The organism is Pseudomonas sp. NBRC 111140 (assembly GCF_001320885.1).
GTDB lineage: Bacteria > Pseudomonadota > Gammaproteobacteria > Pseudomonadales > Pseudomonadaceae > Aquipseudomonas > Aquipseudomonas putida_P.
The window spans coordinates 1-20,687 of record NZ_BCBQ01000073.1 but is presented as its reverse complement, the minus strand read 5'-3'; the positions used below and the strand labels follow the sequence as shown (position 1 = coordinate 20,687).

The 20,687-nt window shown below is 57.5% G+C and carries 14 protein-coding genes and 1 pseudogene; 6 read left to right on the top strand and 9 right to left on the bottom strand.

Annotation, left to right across the window (positions count from 1 at the left end):
• Positions 1 to 90: 90 nt before the first annotated feature.
• The 3 genes from APH42_RS20930 to APH42_RS20920 form a co-directional block, all read right to left on the bottom strand.
• Entirely contained in the window at positions 91 to 3,252 is a 3,162-nt protein-coding gene (locus APH42_RS20930) for a CusA/CzcA family heavy metal efflux RND transporter (protein WP_059183354.1), read from the bottom strand.
• Between the two features lie 24 nt (positions 3,253 to 3,276).
• Complete coding sequence (locus tag APH42_RS20925) at positions 3,277 to 4,527, bottom strand: efflux RND transporter periplasmic adaptor subunit (protein ID WP_059183355.1); 1,251 nt, start codon at positions 4,525 to 4,527, stop codon at positions 3,277 to 3,279.
• A 68-nt stretch (positions 4,528 to 4,595) separates the two neighbouring features.
• The gene (locus APH42_RS20920; protein ID WP_139139817.1) at positions 4,596 to 5,867 is read right to left on the bottom strand and encodes a TolC family protein; all 1,272 of its coding nucleotides are present in this window, start codon (positions 5,865 to 5,867) and stop codon (positions 4,596 to 4,598) included.
• 404 nt (positions 5,868 to 6,271) lie between these two features.
• On the opposite strand from APH42_RS20920, the gene APH42_RS20915 reads away from it, so the two are divergent.
• From APH42_RS20915 to APH42_RS30550, 3 genes and pseudogenes are all read left to right on the top strand, one after another.
• Positions 6,272 to 7,615 (top strand): OprD family porin, encoded by a 1,344-nt coding sequence (locus APH42_RS20915; RefSeq protein ID WP_059183356.1) that lies wholly within the window; start codon positions 6,272 to 6,274, stop codon positions 7,613 to 7,615.
• 489 nt (positions 7,616 to 8,104) lie between these two features.
• On the top strand, positions 8,105 to 8,779 hold the full coding sequence (locus APH42_RS20910; protein WP_003253420.1) for a heavy metal response regulator transcription factor: 675 nt from the start codon (positions 8,105 to 8,107) through the stop codon (positions 8,777 to 8,779).
• A 365-nt stretch (positions 8,780 to 9,144) separates the two neighbouring features.
• Positions 9,145 to 9,423, top strand: a pseudogene (locus APH42_RS30550) (pyridine nucleotide-disulfide oxidoreductase); the annotation flags it as partial.
• Between the two features lie 158 nt (positions 9,424 to 9,581).
• Here APH42_RS30550 and APH42_RS20905 read toward each other — a convergent pair.
• From APH42_RS20905 to APH42_RS20880, 6 genes are all read right to left on the bottom strand, one after another.
• Entirely contained in the window at positions 9,582 to 9,923 is a 342-nt protein-coding gene (locus APH42_RS20905; protein ID WP_059183357.1) for a copper-binding protein, read from the bottom strand.
• Positions 9,920 to 13,078: an efflux RND transporter permease subunit gene (locus APH42_RS20900; protein ID WP_060494133.1), complete on the bottom strand. Its 3,159-nt coding sequence runs from the start codon at positions 13,076 to 13,078 to the stop codon at positions 9,920 to 9,922. Before APH42_RS20900 ends, APH42_RS20905 begins: the two co-directional genes overlap by 4 nt.
• Positions 13,075 to 14,541, bottom strand: coding sequence for an efflux RND transporter periplasmic adaptor subunit (locus tag APH42_RS20895; protein WP_060494132.1), 1,467 nt, complete (start codon positions 14,539 to 14,541; stop codon positions 13,075 to 13,077). The genes APH42_RS20900 and APH42_RS20895 overlap by 4 nt, the downstream gene beginning before the upstream one ends.
• The gene (locus APH42_RS20890) at positions 14,538 to 15,794 is read right to left on the bottom strand and encodes a TolC family protein (protein ID WP_059183360.1); all 1,257 of its coding nucleotides are present in this window, start codon (positions 15,792 to 15,794) and stop codon (positions 14,538 to 14,540) included. Before APH42_RS20890 ends, APH42_RS20895 begins: the two co-directional genes overlap by 4 nt.
• A gap of 476 nt (positions 15,795 to 16,270) precedes the next feature.
• Positions 16,271 to 17,677: a heavy metal sensor histidine kinase gene (locus APH42_RS20885; RefSeq protein WP_059184120.1), complete on the bottom strand. Its 1,407-nt coding sequence runs from the start codon at positions 17,675 to 17,677 to the stop codon at positions 16,271 to 16,273.
• Positions 17,677 to 18,354 carry a heavy metal response regulator transcription factor gene (locus tag APH42_RS20880; RefSeq protein ID WP_059183361.1) on the bottom strand — a complete coding sequence of 226 codons (678 nt, stop codon included), beginning with the start codon at positions 18,352 to 18,354 and terminating at the stop codon, positions 17,677 to 17,679. Before APH42_RS20880 ends, APH42_RS20885 begins: the two co-directional genes overlap by 1 nt.
• A 194-nt stretch (positions 18,355 to 18,548) precedes the next feature.
• Here APH42_RS20880 and APH42_RS20875 point away from each other — a divergent pair, with 194 nt between their 5' ends.
• From APH42_RS20875 to APH42_RS20865, 3 genes are all read left to right on the top strand, one after another.
• On the top strand, positions 18,549 to 18,908 hold the full coding sequence (locus APH42_RS20875; protein ID WP_059183362.1) for a co-regulatory protein PtrA N-terminal domain-containing protein: 360 nt from the start codon (positions 18,549 to 18,551) through the stop codon (positions 18,906 to 18,908).
• A gap of 192 nt (positions 18,909 to 19,100) precedes the next feature.
• On the top strand, positions 19,101 to 19,307 hold the full coding sequence (locus tag APH42_RS20870; protein ID WP_059183363.1) for a co-regulatory protein PtrA N-terminal domain-containing protein: 207 nt from the start codon (positions 19,101 to 19,103) through the stop codon (positions 19,305 to 19,307).
• 183 nt (positions 19,308 to 19,490) lie between these two features.
• Positions 19,491 to 20,687, top strand: a 1,197-nt coding sequence (locus APH42_RS20865) for a copper resistance system multicopper oxidase (protein ID WP_060494131.1), incomplete at its 3' end; no start/stop codon positions are given.

The following is a 20,687-nucleotide window of genomic DNA, read 5'->3' as shown; positions in this document are numbered from 1 at the left end:
ACTTACAATTTTGAAAGGTAAGTGCATCTACTTCACTTTAAACAAAAAAGCCCACAACACGTGTTGTGGGCTTCTCTCTAGCGGAGGCTGTTAGCTAACCACTTCGGCCTCCTCGCCGTCTTCATCCTTACGGTGTGCCCAGTGATACAGGGCAGGCAGTACGAGCAAGGTCAGTGCGGTGGAGGACAGGATCCCACCAATCACCACTGTCGCCAATGGCCGCTGAACTTCTGCACCGGTACCGGTGGCCAAAGCCATCGGGATGAAGCCCAGGGACGCTACCAAAGCTGTCATCAGAACAGGTCGCAAACGGGTCAATGCGCCTTCATCGACTGCCTGCCTGAGCGTCCGCCCCTCCTCTCTTAGCCCGCGGATGAAGGCAATCATCACCAGGCCGTTCAGTACTGCAACGCCGGACAGTGCGATGAAGCCGACACCTGCCGAGATCGACAGAGGGATGTCCCGCAGCCACAGCGCCACAACACCACCAGTGAGTGCGAATGGAATACCAGTGAAGACCAGCATGCCGTCCTTCAGGTTGTTGAACATCAGGAACAACAAGGTCATGACCAACAGCAAGGCGACTGGAACAACGATCTGCAGACGCTTGGCTGCCGACTGCAGCTGCTCGAACTGGCCACCCCAAGTGGTCCAGTAGCCGGCGGGAATTTGCACCTTAGTATCCAGCGAGGCTGCTGCTTCCTCAACGAAGGATCCCAGGTCGCGGCCTCGAACGTTTGCACTAACGATCACTAGACGTTTGCCGTTCTCGCGGCTGATCTGGTTCGGTCCCAGTTGCAGGTCTAGATTCGCAACCTGCGACAGCGGGATGAAGCCGATCTGATTGGCGCCCTGGGCCGCATTGGCAGGTACCGGGATCAGCAGGCTAGACATACCCGCCACGTCGGTGCGAACGGTCTCAGGCAGGCGTACCACCATGTCGAAGCGCCGATCGCCTTCATACAGCGTACCGGCCTGACGGCCACCCACCGCGATAGCGATCGAGTTCTGAACATCCGCGATATTTAGGCCGTAGCGCGCAGCTTTTTCACGGTCAATATTGATGGTTAGGACCGGCAGACCGGATGTCTGTTCAACTTTCACTTCCGACGAGCCCGGGACCGCTCTGAGCACTGCTGCGATCTTGTTGGCAGTATTGTTGAGCACGTCCATATCATCGCCGAAGACCTTCACAGCGACGTCACTACGCACACCCGAAATCAGTTCGTTGAAACGCAGCTGGATTGGTTGGGACAACTCATAGTTACTCCCTGGAATACCTTCAGCGGCTTTCTGCACTTCAGCGATTAGCTCATCACGTGACTTCTTGGGGTCCGGCCACTGGTCCTGCGGCTTGAGCATGATGTAGGCGTCGGAAGCGTTAGGCGGCATTGGGTCAGAAGCGATTTCTGCAGTACCCGACCGAGCGAACATCCGCTCTACCTCGGGAACCTGCGCCATCACCGCTTTCTCCAAGCGCTGTTGCATCTCTACGGACTGAGTGAGGCTCGTTCCAGGCACACGCATCGCCTGCATCGCGAAATCGCCCTCACTGAGGCTTGGGATGAACTCGCTACCCATCCGACTTGCCAGTACACCGCTGAGCACGACCAAGGCTACTGCGGCCGAGAAAGCGATGTTCCGATGTCCCAGCACCCATTGCAGAACTGGCTCATAGCGCTGTCGAGCTGTGCGCATGACCACGCCTTCCTCTTCCTTTACCTTGCCAGTGACGAACATGGCAATAGCTGCAGGAACAAAGGTAACGGACAGGATCATTGCTCCCAGCAGCGCCATCACGACGGTAAAGGCCATCGGGTGGAACATTTTACCTTCGACGCCGGTGAGGGCGAAGATCGGCAGGTACACCACCATAATGATTAGCTGACCGAAGATCAGCGGCCGGCGAGCTTCTCGCGCCGCAGCAAAGACCTCATGGAAGCGTTCGGTTTTGGTGAGCATGCGGCCATGCTTATGCTGCGCATGAGCCAGTCGTCGGATCGCGTTTTCTACGATCACCACAGCACCGTCGACGATGATGCCGAAGTCGAGTGCCCCCAAACTCATTAGGTTGGCACTGACCTTGTTGTTGAACATGCCTGTGAAGGTGAACAGCATGGACAGCGGGATCACCATCGCGGTGATCAGTGCAGCACGGATGTTGCCGAGGAACAGGAACAGAATGGCAATTACCAGAATCGCACCTTCCACCAGGTTCTTCTTCACCGTAGCGATGGCTTTTTCAACCAGATTGGTGCGGTCGTAAACGGTCACGGCCACCACGCCCTTTGGCAGGGTGCGGTTGATGTCCGCCAGTTTGGCGGCGACAGCTTGAGATACGGTACGGCTGTTTTCACCAATCAGCATGAACACAGTACCGAGCACGACTTCGCGGCCGTTCTCAGTAGCAGCACCTGTTCGGAGCTCTTTGCCGATGCTGACGTCAGCAACGCTGCTGATGCGAATCGGTGCACCATCCACGCTGGTGATCACGATGTTGGCGATGTCTTCGATGCTGCTTACCTGACCTGGCGCACGGATGAGCAACTGCTCACCATTACGCTCGATGTAGCCGGCGCCGACGTTGGCGTTGTTACTTTCCAACGCTGCGACCAGGTCATTGAGGGTCAGCTTGTAGGTAGCCAGGCGCTTTGGATCCGGCGCAACCAGGAACTGCTTGGCGTAGCCGCCGATGGTGTTGATCTCCGCTACACCCGGCACATTGCGCAGCTGAGGCTTGATGATCCAGTCCTGGATCACGCGCAGGTCGGTCGGGGTGTACGGTGTACCGTCCTCTTTGACCGCGCCATCTTCGGCTTCAACGGTCCACAGGAAGATCTCGCCGAGGCCGGTAGATACCGGACCCATGACGGCTTCTACACCGTCTGGCAGCTGTTCCTTCGCAACCTGCAGCCGCTCGTTGATTAACTGGCGGGCAAAGAAGATGTCAGTGCCATCCTTGAAGATCACGGTGACCTGAGACAGGCCAGAGCGAGACAGGGAACGGGTCTGCTGAAGGCCCGGGAGACCGGCCATGGCCGTTTCAACAGGAAACGTGATCCGTTGTTCGGTTTCCAAAGGCGAATAACCAGGCGCTGCAGTGTTAATCTGCACCTGAACGTTGGTGATATCGGGTACCGCATCGATGGGCAGCTTTTGATAGCTGTAGATACCGATACCCGCCATGATCAGAACAGCGATCATTACTACGATGCGCTGCTCGATGGCGAATCTGATGATACGTTCAAACATGAGAAATCATCCTGTCAGTTCGCATCAGTGACCGTGTTCGGCAGAAGCTTTGCCGAGCTCAGACTTGAGTGTGAAGCTGCCACTGGTTGCTACCTGGGCGCCGGCTTCAATACCGTCGATGATTTCCACGTACCCATTGTCGCGACGACCCAGTTTTACCGGGCGGGTGTCAAAACCTTCTGGGGTTCGTACGAATACCGAGGGTTTGTCTTCAACGGTCTGCACTGCGTGCTCAGGGACCGCTACGGCAACTCGATCAGTCTGGGAAGTGACCGCAATGTTCACGAACAGGCCTGGACGCCAGGCACCGTTGGGGTTGGTCAAGGTGACGCGGACAGTAGCTGCACGGTTTTGCTCGCCCAGCAGGCTGCCGACATAACCCACCTTCCCTTCGACCTCGACGTTCATATCAGGCGAAGAGACTTTCACCGCACGACCAGTCGTGACCTTGCCCAGATCTGTAGGTGGGACGGCGAAGGTTGCCCAGACCTGGTTCAGGTCGGAAAGGATGAAGGCGTTGGTCGCCTCGCTAACGACTTCGCCAACGGTCAGGTGTTTCTCCACTACCACGGCGTCGAAGGGAGCTCGGAGTTCGTAACGATTACCGCCAACGGAGTTAACCGAGGCACCGATCGCGCCGACCTTCTGCTTGGCGTTGGCCAAGGAGATCTCCGCTTCTTGCAGCGCTTGGCGTGCTTGGAGGTAGTCTTGCTCAGCAGAGATCTTGTCCTGCCACAGCTGTTTCTCACGCTCAAAGGTCACACGCGCCAGTTCGACGCGACGCTGTGCGGCCTGTTGTTCACTGCGCAGGTCAGAGATCTGCTGGCTGGCGATTACAGCGAGGACCTGACCCTTTTTGACCGTCTCACCCAGGTCCGCCTGCACCGCTTCAACAACGCCAGGGACACGAGGAACGACGTGGGCAGTGCGGTCTTCGTCGAAGCGGATCTCGCCCGGGAAGCTCACGACAGTACCGAGATCACGAGGCGCTGCAGCTTCCAGGGCAACACCGGCTGCCTTGATCTGTTCAGCGCTGAGCGTCAGCTTGCCCTCTTCTTCACCACCCTCTTCGCTGTGGCCCTCTTCTCCATGACCCTCATCACCCTCCTCTATGGCGGCAGATGCGGCTTTCTTTTCGTCGCCATGACCGTCGTTAGCACCGTGCTCGGCGGTACTAGCGGCCTGCTGCTCGGAACTGTTGTTCCAGGCAAGGCTGCCAAATCCGAGGGCTGCCACAGCGGCTACCGCGAGGGCGATCTTGCGTTTATTATCCATTGCTACTCCTGCTGATCGTTGGCACCGGCTTGTTCAAGGCTGGGTGCCGAAGAAAATGTTTGGCCCGTTCAGCGAGCGCCGGCAGTTGAGCCGACTTCGCCATAAACCCTTTCCACCTGCGCACGCGCATTGGTCGCCGCTGCCAACGATTCGAGGTATTGGCCACGAGCGACGATCAAGGTGCGCTGGGCATCCAGCACTTCGATGAAGCCGAATTTGCCCATCTCGAAGCCGCGGGTTGCGGTCTCTACGGCTTGTTGGGCTGACGGCAGAATGGTCTTGTCGTAGGACTCGACCTCCTGCATTGCGGTGGACCACTGGTTCAACGCGGTTTGGGTTTCGGTGCGCAGGCGCAGCTCCACAGCATTGCGCTGGTCTCGGGCCTGATCGGCACGTCGAGAAGCGGAAAGAATGTTGCCTTGGTTACGATCAAACAGCGGCAGAGGCATAGACAGGCCCACAGTGTTGACCCGCTCGCGCACAGAGCGGTCGTACTGGCTGCCTACGCTGACAGTAAGATTCGGGATACGCTGAGCTTTCTCTGAACCGAGCGAGGCATCGCTCTTGTCGATCTGCACCACGGCCTGGCGCATTTCTGCGGTCTGATCGAGCTTTGCCAGCAGCTCTTCAGTCTGCGGTGGCAACCCCGGGGAGAGGGTTGGCGATTCGAGTCGATCAAAGACCGTGACCGAGCTCCCGGTAATTTGCGCGAGCTGCTGGTAAGCGGTCGTCTTTTCCGTTTCGGCACGTCGAACTTGAAGCTTGGCTTCGGCCAGTTGCACCTGGGCGCGGGTGGCCTCTACTGGGGACGATTTACCTGCGCGAACACGGCCATCGACGATGCGGAGGCCGCGCTCAGTCAGTTCGAGAGATTGTTTGGCCAGGTCAAGGCCTGTCTGGGCCCGCAACGCGGCGTAGAAGGCCTGTACGACGTCTGCACGCAGACCGTTCACGCGACGGTCCAACTCCAGCTGTGCGGCGGTCTGCCCGTAAGTGGCGACGTCGACACGAGCTCCTCGCTTACCCCCCAGCTCCAGGGTCTGGCTAAGCGACACGGTCGTCGTGCTGGTGTTACGACGGGTGTCTTCTACGTCGTACGAAATAGTGGGGTTGGGGATAAGCCCGGCCTGCTTGCGAGCACCATCAGCGATTCCAATCTCTTGCCTGGCCGCGGCCAGGTCAGGGTTGGCATCCATGGCCGTCGAAAGCGCCTGGGGCAAGCTGATGCTTTGAGCAAGTGCTTCTGGGGCCATCAACCCGGCCATGACCGCGCAAAGGGCGGCGATCTTCCAAGGAGTGACGGAGGTCTTAGATAAGACATTGCGGTTATACCGGGGCACTTTGATGGTCCTCGTGCACAAACTTCGATAAAGCTTGGCGAGAACGCCGAAACAGCTGCCAAGCCCCACTTGATTAGGTGATGGCACTCTAATGAGCGGTAGCTATCAGAGGGGTGGCTAGAAAATTACAATTTCGTAAGAAATCTCTGTAATGCCCGTAAATACTGGGAAAACCAACCCGGCACTATGATTTCGTTACAAGCAACGGAGATGGCAAACACGCGGTGTAGAAGCGCCAAATAGCTGGCAGATGACGAAATTGTAATTATCCTATCACCCTCCCGTTATCTTCGGCCTGCAAATATGAGCTCGCGCTACGCTAGGCGCACCGCCGGGTCAGAACAATTAACGACACCCGCGCAGGTAAACATAATAAAAACTGCCGTGAATCAAAGGAGCATCGGATGAAAATCAAAGTACCACTGTACCTGGCGGCAGTTTCTGCGCTGTCTGGAAGCTATGCTATTTCGGCACAAGCTGAAGACAAGCCCGAAGGCTTCATTGAAGGCAGCAGCCTTACAGTGCTGAACCGTAACTTCTACTTCAACCGTGATAACCGCGACAGCACCGCCCCCACTTACAACAGTGGCAAGGGCAATACCAACGGCTACTCCGAAGCCTGGGCGCACGCGATCATCAGCAAATTCAACTCTGGGTTTACCCAGGGTACCGTTGGCTTCGGCGTTGATGCCTTCGCCATGATCGGCCTTAAGCTCGACACCGGTGATGGTCGCAACGGCGGCCGTAGCTCCTTCGACGTGCTACCTGTTGATAACAAGGGTGAAGCTCGCGACGAATACACCAAGGTAGGCGGCGCAGCCAAGGTCCGCTTGTTCGATACCATCGTGAAAGTGGGTGATGTGTTCCCATCGACACCGGTGGTTGCATCCGGCGACTCTCGCCTGCTGCCTGAAAGCTTCCGCGGTGTGACCGTTGAGAACACCAGCATCCAGGGCCTCACCCTTCAGGGTGGTCGACTGCACGCCATGAGCCAGCCAGTCTCCAGTGACCTGAACGACAACTTCGTGACCTTCTACGGCGGCCCGGTCAACTCGCCATGGATCGGTTACGGTGGTGGTGACTACTCGGTCAACGACAACTGGACTGTGAGCGTCTATGCCAGCCAGCTGAAAGACGTCTGGAATCAGTACTACGCCGGCACCAGCGTGGTTTACCCGCTGAGCGACGATCTGGCGCTGATCGGTGGCTTCAACTACTACAAAGCCGTAGATGAAGGTAAGAAGCGCCTGGGTGAATTTGACAACAACATCTGGAGTGCCAAGGTCGGCGTGCGTTACGGTGCCCACACCCTGGCCCTGTCGCACCAGCGCAACAACGGAGACGACGATTTCGACTACCTACGTCAGTCGGACTCGATTTTCGTCGACAACTCCATCCAGTACAGCGACTTCAACTCGCCGAAAGAGCGTTCCTGGATGCTGCGCTATGACCTGAACTTCACCAGCTACGGCATTCCAGGCCTGACGTTCATGACCCGCTACGCCAGAGGCTCGGGCGCGGATTACTCGAACGCTAACCAGTTCTACATGCGCACTGACGACAACGGCAACCCGCTCGACAATCAGAAGCGTTGGGAACGTGACGTCGAAGTCAAATACGTTGTCCAAACCGGTCCGGCAAAAGATCTGTCCTTCCGGTTGCGCCAGGCAACAACGCGTGCCACTGCATTCGAATCTGATCTGGATGAAACTCGTGTAATCATCGAGTACCCGCTTTCGATTCTGTAATTCGCTAGCCGGACCAGTTATTCATTAGCTGGTCCTATTAGCACAACGAGCATTACGAATTCACCTTGAGAGGCTTAAGTGCTCCTTTGGTAAAAGGTGAATATTTGGCGCCCATTGGGCGCCTTTTTTTTGCCTAGAATTCAAGTAAGCGTTCGATTGTACGCATCGCATGTCGGTGAAGTTCATGACTACACCAATGACCAGTCTCCTCGATGTGAGCGACCTCGCCGTCATCTGAGCGGAACGAAGCCAGCACAAAGAAGAAAATAACCCAATACTTCATAAGGTCAAATCACCTGCTGGAGAGAGGGCCCGCAACTGTCAAACCCAAACCGCGACAAGATATACCGCTAGACTATCAACTGTATTACCTAGAAATTACAAATCCGTCATTTGAGCCCCGACGCGCTCATTTTGATTTACCATCCCTTTCAATAATGCCGGCGCGCGTGCGCGGTTAATTGCTCAGTGATATCGAGACAAAATCCCATGCGAATTCTGGTAATTGAGGATGAAGTAAAAACTGCGGAGTATGTGCGTCAAGGTCTGACGGAATGTGGCTATGTCGTAGATTGCGTCCACACCGGGTCAGATGGATTATTCTTGGCCAAGCAGCACGAATACGAGCTGATTATTCTCGATATAAACCTTCCAGAGATGGACGGTTGGCAGGTTCTTGAGTTGTTGCGGCGTAAAAATTGCCCTTCCCGCATCATGATGCTGACGGCGAGAAGCCGGCTGGCGGATAAGGTCCGGGGGCTGGAGAACGGCGCAGACGACTACCTGATCAAGCCATTTGAGTTCCCTGAGCTTCTGGCCCGGGTTCGCGCCTTGATGCGCAGGTCAGATCACCCCGCATCCGTAGAAGTCATTCGCGTCGCTGACCTAGAGCTTGATCAGAGCCGACACAGGGCATTCAGGGACGGTCAGCGCATAGACCTGACCACGAAAGAATTCGCGTTACTGCATTACCTGATGCGTAATACCGGTGTGGTGCTGAGCCGTACGCAAATTATCTCGCAGGTTTGGGATATGAATTTCGACTGCGACACAAACGTTGTAGAGGTGTCGATTCGAAGACTCAGAGCCAAGATAGATGACCCTTTCGAGACCAAGCTGATACATACGCTTCGGGGCGTAGGGTATGTGCTCGAAAAGCGATAATTGCCAAGATCTCTCGTACCGAAAATCAGTTATATACTCCCGTCGCTTGCGAGCTTGAGCTTTCTGTCTACGATCCGCGGCGCTGATTCCTCACCCAACAAATGAGGTAGGCTGTACATGAGGTATAGCATTTATTATCAGCAGGTTTCGCAAGGTCAATCGCATGCCAGGATTGATGCCTGTCCAACTGAAATTATCTTCAACAGCGACCATGGCTTAGCACTTATTCCGTGCGTCGGTGATGTTATCAATCTCCCCTCTACGGCGGTCAAAGGAGGGGTATGCGGCGTCGTTAGATCAAGGATTTTCAATTATCTACGAGGCCCAGAAGATCTGTACTGCCACGTCAATATTCTTGTTGAAGAGGCGGGCATTGGGCGGACGGATCATCGACCCCAGTCGATGCGGTGATCTGGTGTACCGGATTCAAGCCGGCGCTGGGGCACTTGGTGCGTCTTGGTGTAGTCACTGAAGGCGGTCGCGTCGAAGTTACAGGTACACGTGCGGTGAATGAGCCTGGCCTTTGGCTGGTGGGTTATGGCGAGTGGACAGGTTCTGCCTCGGCGACCTTGATTGGAGTGACCCGTACAGCCCGTAGCACCGCTGCTGAGATTGAGCAGTTTTTGGTGAAGGTGGAGACCTGAGTTCCCCTATTTCCAATGTGAATATCCGGAAATCCGGAGGCGCCTTGTTTGGATAGGCGGTCATGTACGGCCCAACTCCCGAGCATTGCTCGGGAGTTGCCTAAGGCGATCAGTCCTGTAGGGGTACCTTTCGCTGATAGCCCATGGGCGTAAGCGATCTACTCTTTTTGGATATCAACAATCGTCGCCGCGCTGCCCTCCATCCGGAAATCAAACGCTACTTTGTCTCCCACCTTCAATTGTTCGAGCTGCTGCGCAGAAGCTTTGAAGCCCATGGTCATGGCTGGCCATTTCAATGCCGGCACCGGTCCATGTGCCAGGGTCACTTTACCGCCCAAGGCGTCAATAGCCTTTACCGTACCTTCAGCGTGAGCAGCAGGTGCTGATGGGGCTTCCTTCATATCCATTCCGTCCATGTTCATTCCGACCATGGAGTCTTGGGCTTGCGCGCCTGATGCGAAGGCAACGAACAGTGCAACATTGAGGTAGAGCTTTTTCATTGGATGTCTCCTGGTTTGGAATCATGGGTTACTGCAAGTTCGCGGCGCCGTATTAGCCAATACGCTGCGGGAATCACAAAGAGAGAGAGCAACGGCGCCGTCAGCATGCCGCCTACCATCGGTACGGCGATGCGACTCATCACTTCGCTGCCTGTCCCGCTGCTCCAGAGAATGGGTAACAAGCCTGCAACGATAACTGCCACTGTCATCGCCTTCGGCCGGATGCGCTGCACCGCGCCCTCGCGAATGGCTTCCAGAAGTGCAACTTGCGTGCGCTCGCTATTGGCTTGCCGTTCAGACCAAGCGTTGTTCAGGTAGATCAGCATGATCACTCCGAATTCCGCCGCGACCCCGGCCAGGGCAATGAAGCCAACACCGGTGGCCACCGACAGATTGAAACCCATCAGGTACAGCAACCACACGCCACCGGTGAGGGCGAAAGGCAGGGTGCCCATAATCAGCAGCGCTTCGCCGAGGCGGCCAAAGGTCAGGTAGAGCAGGACGAAGATGATTGCTAGGGTCGCCGGCACCACCCAGGCCAACCGTGCGTTGGCGCGCTCCAGATACTCGAACTGCCCTGAATAGCTCAGACTCACTCCTGGATCGAGCTTCACATCGCTATCAACTGCCTGACGCAAGTCAGCGACCACAGACGACAGGTCACGGCCCCGCACGTCGATGTACACCCAGCCAGAGGGTCGGGCGTTTTCGCTCTTAAGCATCGGCGGGCCTTCAGCGATTCGCACATTTGCCACGGTACCGAGGGTGATCTGGCCCCCTTGTTCGGTGTAGATCGGTAGCTGACGCAGGGCGTCGACTGAGTCGCGCCATTCGCGGGGATAGCGCACGCTGATCGGGTAACGCGCCAACCCTTCGACCGTCTCACCGATGGTTTCGCCACCAATGGCGCCGGCGACAATGGCCTGCACGTCGGCGATGTTCAAACCGTAACGGGCAGCAGCCTGGCGGTCGATGTCGAGATCGACGTATCTCCCTCCGGTCAAACGCTCGGCAAGGGCTGAAGTCACGCCAGGTACAGACTTCGCTACCCGTTCGATAGCCAAGGTCGTGCGGTCGATCTGCGCCAGGTCGCTGCCGGCCACCTTTACGCCAATCGGGCTCTTGATACCGGTGGCGAGCATGTCGATTCGGTTGCGGATTGGCGGAATCCAGATGTTGGTCAGGCCCGGTACGCGTACGGTCCGGTCGAGTTCCTCGACCAGTTTTTCGCTGGTCATTCCTGGCCGCCACTGATCCTTGGGCTTGAGCCGCACGATGGTCTCGAACATCTCCAACGGTGCCGGGTCGGTGGCTGACTCCGCGCGACCGGCCTTGCCGAACACACTGGCGACTTCTGGCAACGTGCGGATCAGTCTATCGGTGCGCTGCAGCAGCTCCGAGGCCTTTTGCGCCGACAGGCCTGGCAGGGCCGAGGGCATGTACAGCAGGTCACCTTCGTCCAGCGGCGGCAGGAATTCTCCACCCAGGTGGCTCAATGGCCACAGGCTGCTGAGCAAGATCGCCAGCGCGCCCAACAGCGTCAACCACGGCCTACGCAGTACGACCTCAAGCGCCGGCCGGTACACGCGAATCAGCCCACGGTTGAGTGGATTACGCTGCTCGGCAGGCAATGGCCCACGGATCCAGTAGCCCATTAGCACCGGCACCAATGTCACGGCTAGCCCCGCCGCGGCCGCCATGGCGTAGGTCTTGGTGAACGCCAGGGGTGCGAACAGCCGTCCCTCCTGGGCCTGCAAGGTGAACACCGGCACGAACGACAGGGTGATGATCATCAGGCTGAAGAACAGCGCCGGCCCGACCTCCACGGCGGCATCTGTCATGACCCGCCAGTGCTCGGCTCCTCTCAGCACCTGCCCCGGATGACGGGCATGCCAGGCCTCGACCCGTTTGTGCGCGTTTTCGATCATCACCACAGCGGCATCGACCATTGCGCCAATGGCGATGGCAATTCCGCCCAGAGACATGATGTTGGCGTTGATGCCCTGGTGCCGCATGATGATCAGCGCGATCAGCACCCCCACCGGCAATGACACGATCGCAACCAGCGACGAGCGCAGGTGCCACAGGAAGGCCGCACACACCAGTGCGACCACGATGAACTCCTCGATCAACTTGTGACTGAGGTTGTCTACGGCGCGGTCGATCAATTGGCTGCGGTCATAGGTAGTCACCAGCTCGACGCCGGCGGGCAGGCTTTTCTTCAGTGTTTCGAGCTTTTCCTTCACACGGGTGATGGCTTCCCGGGCATTCTTGCCGCTGCGCAGGATCACCACGCCGCCCACGGCTTCGCCTTCGCCGTCCAGCTCCCCGATGCCCCGCCGGGCTTCCGGCCCGAGTTGTACTCGGGCGACGTCGCCCAGCGTCACCGGTGCACCGTTGGCAGCCAAGCGCAGGGGGATGGCGCGAAAGTCGTCCAGCGTCTTCAGGTAGCCCGAGGCCCGCACCATGAATTCCGCCTCACCTTGTTCCAGCACGCCACCGCCCGTTTCCTGATTGGCCTTGCCGATGGCGTTTGCGACCTCGCCCTGGGTGATGCCGAGACTGGCCATACGCAGCGGGTCGAGTACCACCTGGTACTGCTTGACCATGCCGCCAATGCTTGCCACTTCAGCGACATCCGGTACGGTCTTGAGCTCAAAGCGCAGGAACCAATCCTGCAGGCTGCGCAGCTGTGCCAGATCATGCCTGCCACTGCGGTCGACCAAAGCGTACTGGTAGATCCAGCCAACGCCTGTGGCGTCCGGCCCAAGTGCTGGTTTGGCTGAGGCAGGCAGGCGCGACTGAACCTGGCTCAGGTACTCCAACACGCGTGAGCGTGCCCAGTACACGTCGGTGCCATCTTCAAACAGCACGTAGACGAAGCTGTCGCCGAAGGCAGAAAAGCCACGTACGGTCTTGGCGCCCGGTACCGAGAGCATCGTGGTGGTCAGCGGATAGGTGACCTGGTTTTCGACGATCTGGGGTGCTTGCCCTGGGTAGGAGGTACGGATGATCACTTGGGCGTCCGACAGATCGGGCAAGGCATCGATCGGCAGGCTGCGCAGCGAAAATATCCCCCAGGCCACCAGGAACAAAGTGGTGAGCAGAACCAGTATGCGATTGCTCACTGACCAACGAATCAGTTTTTCGATCATGGCTGGCCCTCCAGCGCATTGATCTGCTCGATGACCATGCCGTCGTCGCGCTCCCGAACACCAAAGCGGATACGTTCACCCACCTTGAGCCCAGTAATCAGCGTGGGGTCGGCCACATGAAAAGTCATGGTCATCCCAGGCATTCCCAGGGTGACGAAAGGCCCATGGGCGATGGTCAGCTGATTACCTTCAATTTGCACGATTCGACCGTCTGCTTCATGCAGCTCGGGCGGTTGCGAGGCGGCCGGTGAGTCCGAGGCGGTGGTCGCCTCGATGCCTTTGAGGCTGGCTTCGGAGTCGATCAGGAACTGTCCGGATGCCACGACTTTTTGCCCGGCCTGCAGGCCTTTCAAGATGGTAACCTGGCCGCCGTTCTCCTGGCCTAGCAGCACTTCCACTGGGCGGAACCGGCCTTGGTCTTCGGCCACCATCACCAGATCACGTTTGCCGGTGCGGATTACGGCCTCGGCAGGTAGCAGCAGGCTGTCATCGGCGTTTTCGCCTGGGCGCAGCGCAACCTGCGCGGTCATTCCCGGCCGTAGCCGACCATCTTTGTTGGGCAGCTCAATACGCAGGCGCAAGGTACGGCTTTGCAGGTCTGCATCCGCGAGCAGAGCTGTCAGTTTGCCTAGAACGGTCTCGCCGGGATAAGCCGGCAAGTGGGCCTCTACTGCTTGCCCCTCGTGCAGGCCACTTGCCTGAGCTTCCGGCACAGCGGCTTCGAGCCACACATTCGCAATGCCATTGATACGTGCCAGAGTTGCGCCAGGTGTCACGGTCATTCCTGGACGCAGATCCAGCGCCTGGATGACCCCGGCACTCGGCGCGACCAGTGTCACCTGGTTCTGCACCTTGCCGCTGCGTGCGACCCGGTCGACCAGTTCACCCGGCATACCGGCCAGCAGCAGGCGCTGGCGTGCTGCAGCTAGCAACTGCACATCACCCAAGTGGCGCAGCGCGAGAAACTCTTCCTGCAGACCAGCCCATTCCGGAGCCAGTACATCCGCCAGAGGCGCGCCTTTGGCCACCACATCCCCTGTGGCTCGGCCATAGGTGCGCTCGACGAAGCCTGCGGTGCGTGCCTGGAGTGCACTGAAATCCCGCTCATCGAAGGCCAGTACGCCGCTGACCTGCAGGCTGCGCTGCAGCCGGCCACGGCTCACCGTCGCTAGGCGTACCCCAAGGTTCTGTTGTACGCCTTGGCTGATTTGCACCGTTGGCTGCACGGGATCTGTGCCTTCTTCGGCGTATTTCGCTACCAGTTGCATGTCCATGAACGGCGACTTGCCGGGCGCTGGGAAGTGTTGCTGCGGGTACATCGGGTCGTACCAATACAATGGCTTCTGTTCCGCTGTTGCTGCGGGTGCTTGTGCAGGTTGCCCAGGATGCCCCAGCCAATAGCCTGTCCCGGTGCCAATGGCCAGGGCGAGTGCTGTGATCAAACCGATAGACGTGTTGTTCATGCACGCACCTCTCCATATACGAAGTGCAGGCGAGCGGCGGTCGCCGCTAGCTGCCCTTGCAGGTCGATATCCTGTAACCGTGCCTCGATGCGCTGACGCCGCGCTGTGACTACCTCTTCCAGCGCCGACTTGCCTGCCCGGTAGTCGGCCAAGGCCAGGCTGACGCGTTGTTCGGCCAGCGGCAGCAAGGTTTCGCGGCTGCGCGTCACCGCCCTTTGCAGGCGTTGGTATTCCGCCAGGTCAGCTTCGAGCTGCGCGGTGTGTTCACGCAGTGCCGCTTCCTGTTCGTCCTCCAGTTGCCGCACCTGGGCCTGGCGAGCGGCGATCATCGGGTCCTGCCGCGACCCGCTGAACAGCGGTAACTGGAAACTGACCTGCAGGCTGACCATGTTGCTGAATTCAGGCCCGCGGCGTTGGTAGTCAACCTGCCAGCCCCAATCTGACTTTTTCTCGGCGATGGCCTGCTGCACCTGAGCTTGGGCTTCACGGGTCATGGCCCCGTAGGCGGCCAACTCCGGATGGGCGTGTAGGGTGTGCAGGTAGTCAGGTGCGCGTACCGGCCACTGCGGAAACGTCGGCGCTTGTAATGCGTCGGCATCCTGTCCGATCCAGCGTTTAAGTGCGGCGCGGGCCTGGGTGGCTTGGGTCAGTAGTTGGTCCTTCTGCTCTTCCAGCTGCGCGGCCTCCTGGCCCGGGGCCAGGGCGTCGGCGGAAGCGCCGCCCCCTGCGGCCAGGCGTGCACGTACCGCCGCTGCCAGCAGGCGGTTCTCGTTGAACAGATTGTCGAACTGCTGCAATTTGCGTTGCAGGGTGTACGCGGTAATCCAGGCTTGTGCCGTGGCTGCACGCACTTTCAGACGCTCGAACAGCGCTTCGGCATCCGCCCGCTCGACCGTGGCCTGAGCGGTTTCGACCCGCGCTTTTCGTTTGTCGCGGTTGGGCACCTCCTGAGAAAGGCCGACCACCTGCATGGTCATGAAGTCTCGGTTGGTACTCCATCGATCGCTGCCATCCACGGGCAGGTTCTGCACACCGAGATTCAATCGTGGATCTGGCAATTCACCCGCAGGCACAACTGAGTGACGTGCTGCGGAAGCCTGTTCTTGGCGTGCTTGAAGCGAAGGTGCGTTGCGCTCGGCGAGTTGCAGCGCATCGTCCAGCGTGAGCGAATTCGCCTGCGCGGATAGCACCGGCAGCAGGAGTGTCAGGGCGGCAGCAAGCATCCGCCCTGAATGGGAACATAGGGGAGTCATGAAGATGATTCCTCGAAAAAACCAGCGCATAGGCGCGTGTCATCGTTCAGCCGCCGAGGCAGAACAATGGTGTGAGTTTTACGAAAGAATCAGGCCCGAGGAGGGCGCCAGTGATCGGGGGGAGCCCTGGTTAGAAGGCTTTGACCGTAGGTATCGACGGGACGTGGAGTGGCGAAGGTGAGTGCGGGCTCGACCATGCTGACCTGCAGTGTGCTTGCAGTTCTACATTCCTGACCGACTTTACAGGCTTTGGATGAGTGTTGGTTGGGCTCTCCGTTGTCTTGATCCTGGCAACAATCGTGGTCCATGCCTGCCATCATATCCATGCCCTGAGACTGCATCGGGCATGGTTCTATGGGTGAGTCGATTCCCGCCATCCCATGGAGAGGAAGCGCGCCCACGAGCATCAACATAGTTAGCAGTCGTAGGAATCGAATCATGATGGTCGAGTGTAGGCCAAAGCGGTTAGCGCAACATTAACGACGCGTGCGATTGTTAGCCGTTCGGTGCGCGGCAGGAAAAACGAAATTGAATGCTGTAACCCCTTCGGACGAGGTGCACCAGACTTTTCCATCATGTGCTTTGACGATGGAGCGGGTAATGGCCAGACCAAGCCCTGCATTGCTAGGTCCTCCTTCTCGCCTTGCCGGATCGGCCCGGTAGAAGCGATCAAAAATCTTGTTGATGTGTTGCGTGTCAATGGCGGACCCGCCGTTTTTGATCGTGAGGGTTACCTTGTCTGCTGCTTGCTGAATTTCTACCGAGATCTCGCTCCCGTCCGGCGTGTATCGCACGGCATTCGAGAGAACGTTGGATACAGCTCGATCAATCATGAGCCTGTCTCCGGAGATGATGCCTTTCCCTTGAAGCGTGAGGCGTATGTCGCGATCGTCGGCCAGCAACTGGTAGTACTCGAAGAGTTTGGCAACAAGGTCATGAAGCTGGATGTCCACCTGCTCAGGGATGATGAGGCCGTTGTCTGACTTGGCGAGGAAGAGCATGTCATCGATCATGCGTGACATCCGCTTCAGATCTTCCAGGTTTGAATACAGGTTCTCTTCATACGCGTCGACATCGCGCTTCCGGGACAGCACCACTTCGGTGTGCGTTAACAGGTTACTGACAGGCGTTCGCAACTCATGCGCGATATCGGCTGAGAAATTTGATAGACGAACGAAGGCATCTTCCAGGCGTGCGAGCATCCCGTTGAAGGACAAGATCAGTGTTTGCAGTTCGAGTGGTACAGGCTCCAGCGGGATTCGCTCTTGAAGTGACCTGGCAGATATGGACGTCGCAACCTTCGTAATTTGTTCGACGGGGCGTAGGCCACTTTTCGCGACCAGCCAGCCTATACCAGCACTGACCAACGCACTAATAACCAAACCAATCGCAAACCACCGCTGGAGGGTTTCGAAGAAGTGCGCATGGCTGGTGATATCCAGCATCAGCATGACGGTGCCGAGAGCTGGTTGGCCCTGGATCGCAACGTCAGCGGTGATACCGCGGAAATTATGGTATTCGTCCTGCCATTCCCACACCTCTTCCTTGTCAGCGCGCTTGTAGTGGTCTGGAATTTGTACGGCTTTGAGATCTGAAAATAGTACCTCACCCTGTGAGGTCAGCACCTCTGCCGTCAGATCCTGATGAGCACCCAGCAATGCGCGGAGTTGTGGTCTCAACTCTTCCATTCCCGTTCCAGGTGCCTGGATTGACAGAATGTGTCTCGTTGACTCCAGCTTCTCGGACAGCGCTTGTTCATCGAGCATGCGGAAGTGATGCTGGCTCAGCATGTTGAAGCTGATGCCCGCGACCACAAGAACAGCAATGACCGCGAACATGATCATCAGAGTCAGGCGCTTTACGAGCGAGGACCGGGACAAAATCACTCCGGGGCATCCATCATGTAGCCCATTCCTCGAGCTGTGTGAATGAGCTTAGGAGCAAAGTCATCATCAATCTTTGCCCGTAGCCGTCGTATCGCAACCTCGATCACATTGGTGTCGCTGTCGAAATTCATGTCCCACACCTGGGAAGCAATCAGAGATTTGGGGAGCACTTCACCACGCCGGCGCATCAAAAGTTCCAGAAGTGAAAACTCTTTAGCAGTAAGGTCCATTCGCTTGCCACCTCGAGTAGCTCTTCGTTTGAGGAGGTCTACCTCAAGATCCGCCATTCTCACAGTGGTCTGGGCTGCTGTGCTGGTGCCCCTGCGTAGTAAAGTCCGCACACGAGCGAGCAGTTCTGAGAAAGCAAAGGGTTTGATCAGGTAGTCATCGGCTCCCAGCTCAAGGCCCTTCACTCGATCATCCACCCCATCTCTGGCAGTCAGAAACAATACAGGGACGTCTTTGCCGGCTGCGCGGACCATTCGCAAGACTTCCCATCCTTCTAGCCCCGGCATCATCACGTCGAGTATCAGCAGGTCATAGCTTTCGCTCAGTGCATGTTGAAGGGCATCGGTACCCGTGAGGACCCGGTCAACAGTGAATCCCGCCTCTGCAAGGCCCTGTTGTAAATAAGCACCGGTTTTCGGTTCATCCTCAGCTACGAGTAGTTTCATGTGCTCAGCCTTCAAAAGGTGTACACACCCAGTGTGCAGCAAAAAAGTGAGCAAACCAGAAGCTGACGTAAAAGTAATGTTGGGATCAGCCAGCTGTCAGGGCCTGCCGTCTACGGTCATTGAAGACGGGCATTGCAGTCACGCCTGCCGTTATCGGTAGCAATGGTTTCAAACCACCTGATGGAGATAGTCCCGTGAAATCGATCAGACTTTTGCTTGTGGCTACATCTATGCTGCTGTCGTCGGCCGTTTTTGCTGAAGGTGGGAGCGATCGAGCAATAGAGCGGATGCAGCAGCTTCGCGACAAAGCCGAAGCAGTTCTGGTGAGGGCTGAAAAAGCTGAGCCCGGCCAACGACATGTGCATATGAAAGAGCACATGTCCATGCTTAAGGACCTGATGGGCCAATTGCACCAAGATCACCCCAAAGCGGGTATGTCCAAAGAAGATCACCTGGCGTGGATGGAGAAACACGACAAGATGGTTGATGACGTACTCAGTCAAATGGTTCGTGAACACAAATTGATGATGGCGGACAAGGAGTGTCATCCATAGCCCAGGATTCGTGGCCGTTCCCCCTCTGCTCCTTTGGCCTATCGGCGCCCACACGGCGCCGTTTTTTTTGTGGGCCGCATGAAGCTGACGGAACTGTAATGCCGAGCTCAGCTTTCTGAAAGCGCAGCCTGGCTAATGTGACCCCAAGCCTGAACTCCATGGGCCGCACAGTAATCCGCCGAGGAACAACAGATGAACTCGATCAAAGCTCTCGTAATGGTTATCACTTTTGGAATGGCTGGCCTTGCTCTGGCTGAAGGTGGTGGCGACCGTACCTTTGCGAAAATGGAGGCTGCCCGCCAAACCGCCACTGAGGCGTATCAGCTTGCACAGCAGAAGACCGACAAGGCGCCGATGGCAAGCCAAAGCCATAAACACGGGCAGCATGAGAACTGCTAATCCGAGCTTACAGAAATGTAATCACTCGGGAATCTTTTATGTGGCAGTTTCAAATCGCTTTCTCCCACTGTGGCTTGCGCTTTCGAGCAAGTCCATAAGACTTGTGGGACCCCCAAGGAAGCCGGGTCTGCGATCGAGCGGCCCGGATATCAGCGAATTATCTGACTGACTGGACACTACGGCATGCACAGCAAAACCACGAGACGATCTTTCGTCAAAGGCCTGGCCGCTACTGGACTACTGGGTGGACTGGGCATGTGGCGCGCGCCGGTCTGGGCTGTGACCAGCCATGGCCAACCGAATGTTCTGACAGGCACCGATTTTGATCTCTACATCGGTGAGCTACCGGTCAACATCACCGGAGCAACTCGCACAGCCATGGCAATCAATGGATCGTTGCCGGGGCCGATCCTTCGTTGGCGGGAGGGAGACACAGTCACGCTCCGCGTACGCAACCGCTTGAAACAGGACACTTCTATCCATTGGCACGGCATCATCCTGCCAGCGAACATGGATGGTGTGCCTGGTCTGAGCTTTCATGGCATCGCACCCGATGGCATGTATGAGTACAAGTTCAAGGTCCATCAGAACGGTACCTACTGGTACCACAGCCACTCCGGGCTCCAGGAGCAGGTCGGGGTGTATGGCGCCCTAGTCATCGACGCGAAAGAGCCTGAGCCGTTCACCTATGACCGGGACTACGTGGTCATGCTCAGCGACTGGACGGATGAAGACCCTGCACGTGTGCTGTCCAAGCTCAAGAAGCAGTCTGACTACTACAACTACCACAAGCGCACCGTGGGCGACTTCGTCAACGACGTAGGCGAGATGGGATGGTCGGCTGCGGTGGCGGATCGGAAAATGTGGGCTGAGATGAAAATGAGCCCTACCGACCTCGCTGACGTAAGTGGTTACACCTACACCTATCTGATGAACGGCCAGGCCCCGGACGGTAACTGGACGGGCGTGTTCAAACCGGGCGAGAAAATCCGCCTGCGCTTCATCAACGGCTCGGCCATGACGTATTTCGATGTGCGAATTCCCGGCCTGAAGATGACGGTTGTCGCAGCGGATGGGCAGCATGTCAAACCCGTTGCGGTCGACGAGTTCCGCATCGCCGTTGCCGAAACCTACGACGTAATTGTTGAGCCGGAAGACGAGCAGGCTTACACCATTTTTGCTCAATCCATGGATCGCACAGGCTACTCCAGAGGCACTTTAGCCCTTCGCGAAGGTATGCAAGCTGCAGTTCCGGCAGTTGATCCTCGCCCTCTCATTTCAATGAGCGATATGGGTATGGATCACGGCAGCATGGCTGGCATGGACCACGGCAAGATGGCTGGGATGGACCAAGGCAGCATGGCTGGCATGGACCACAAC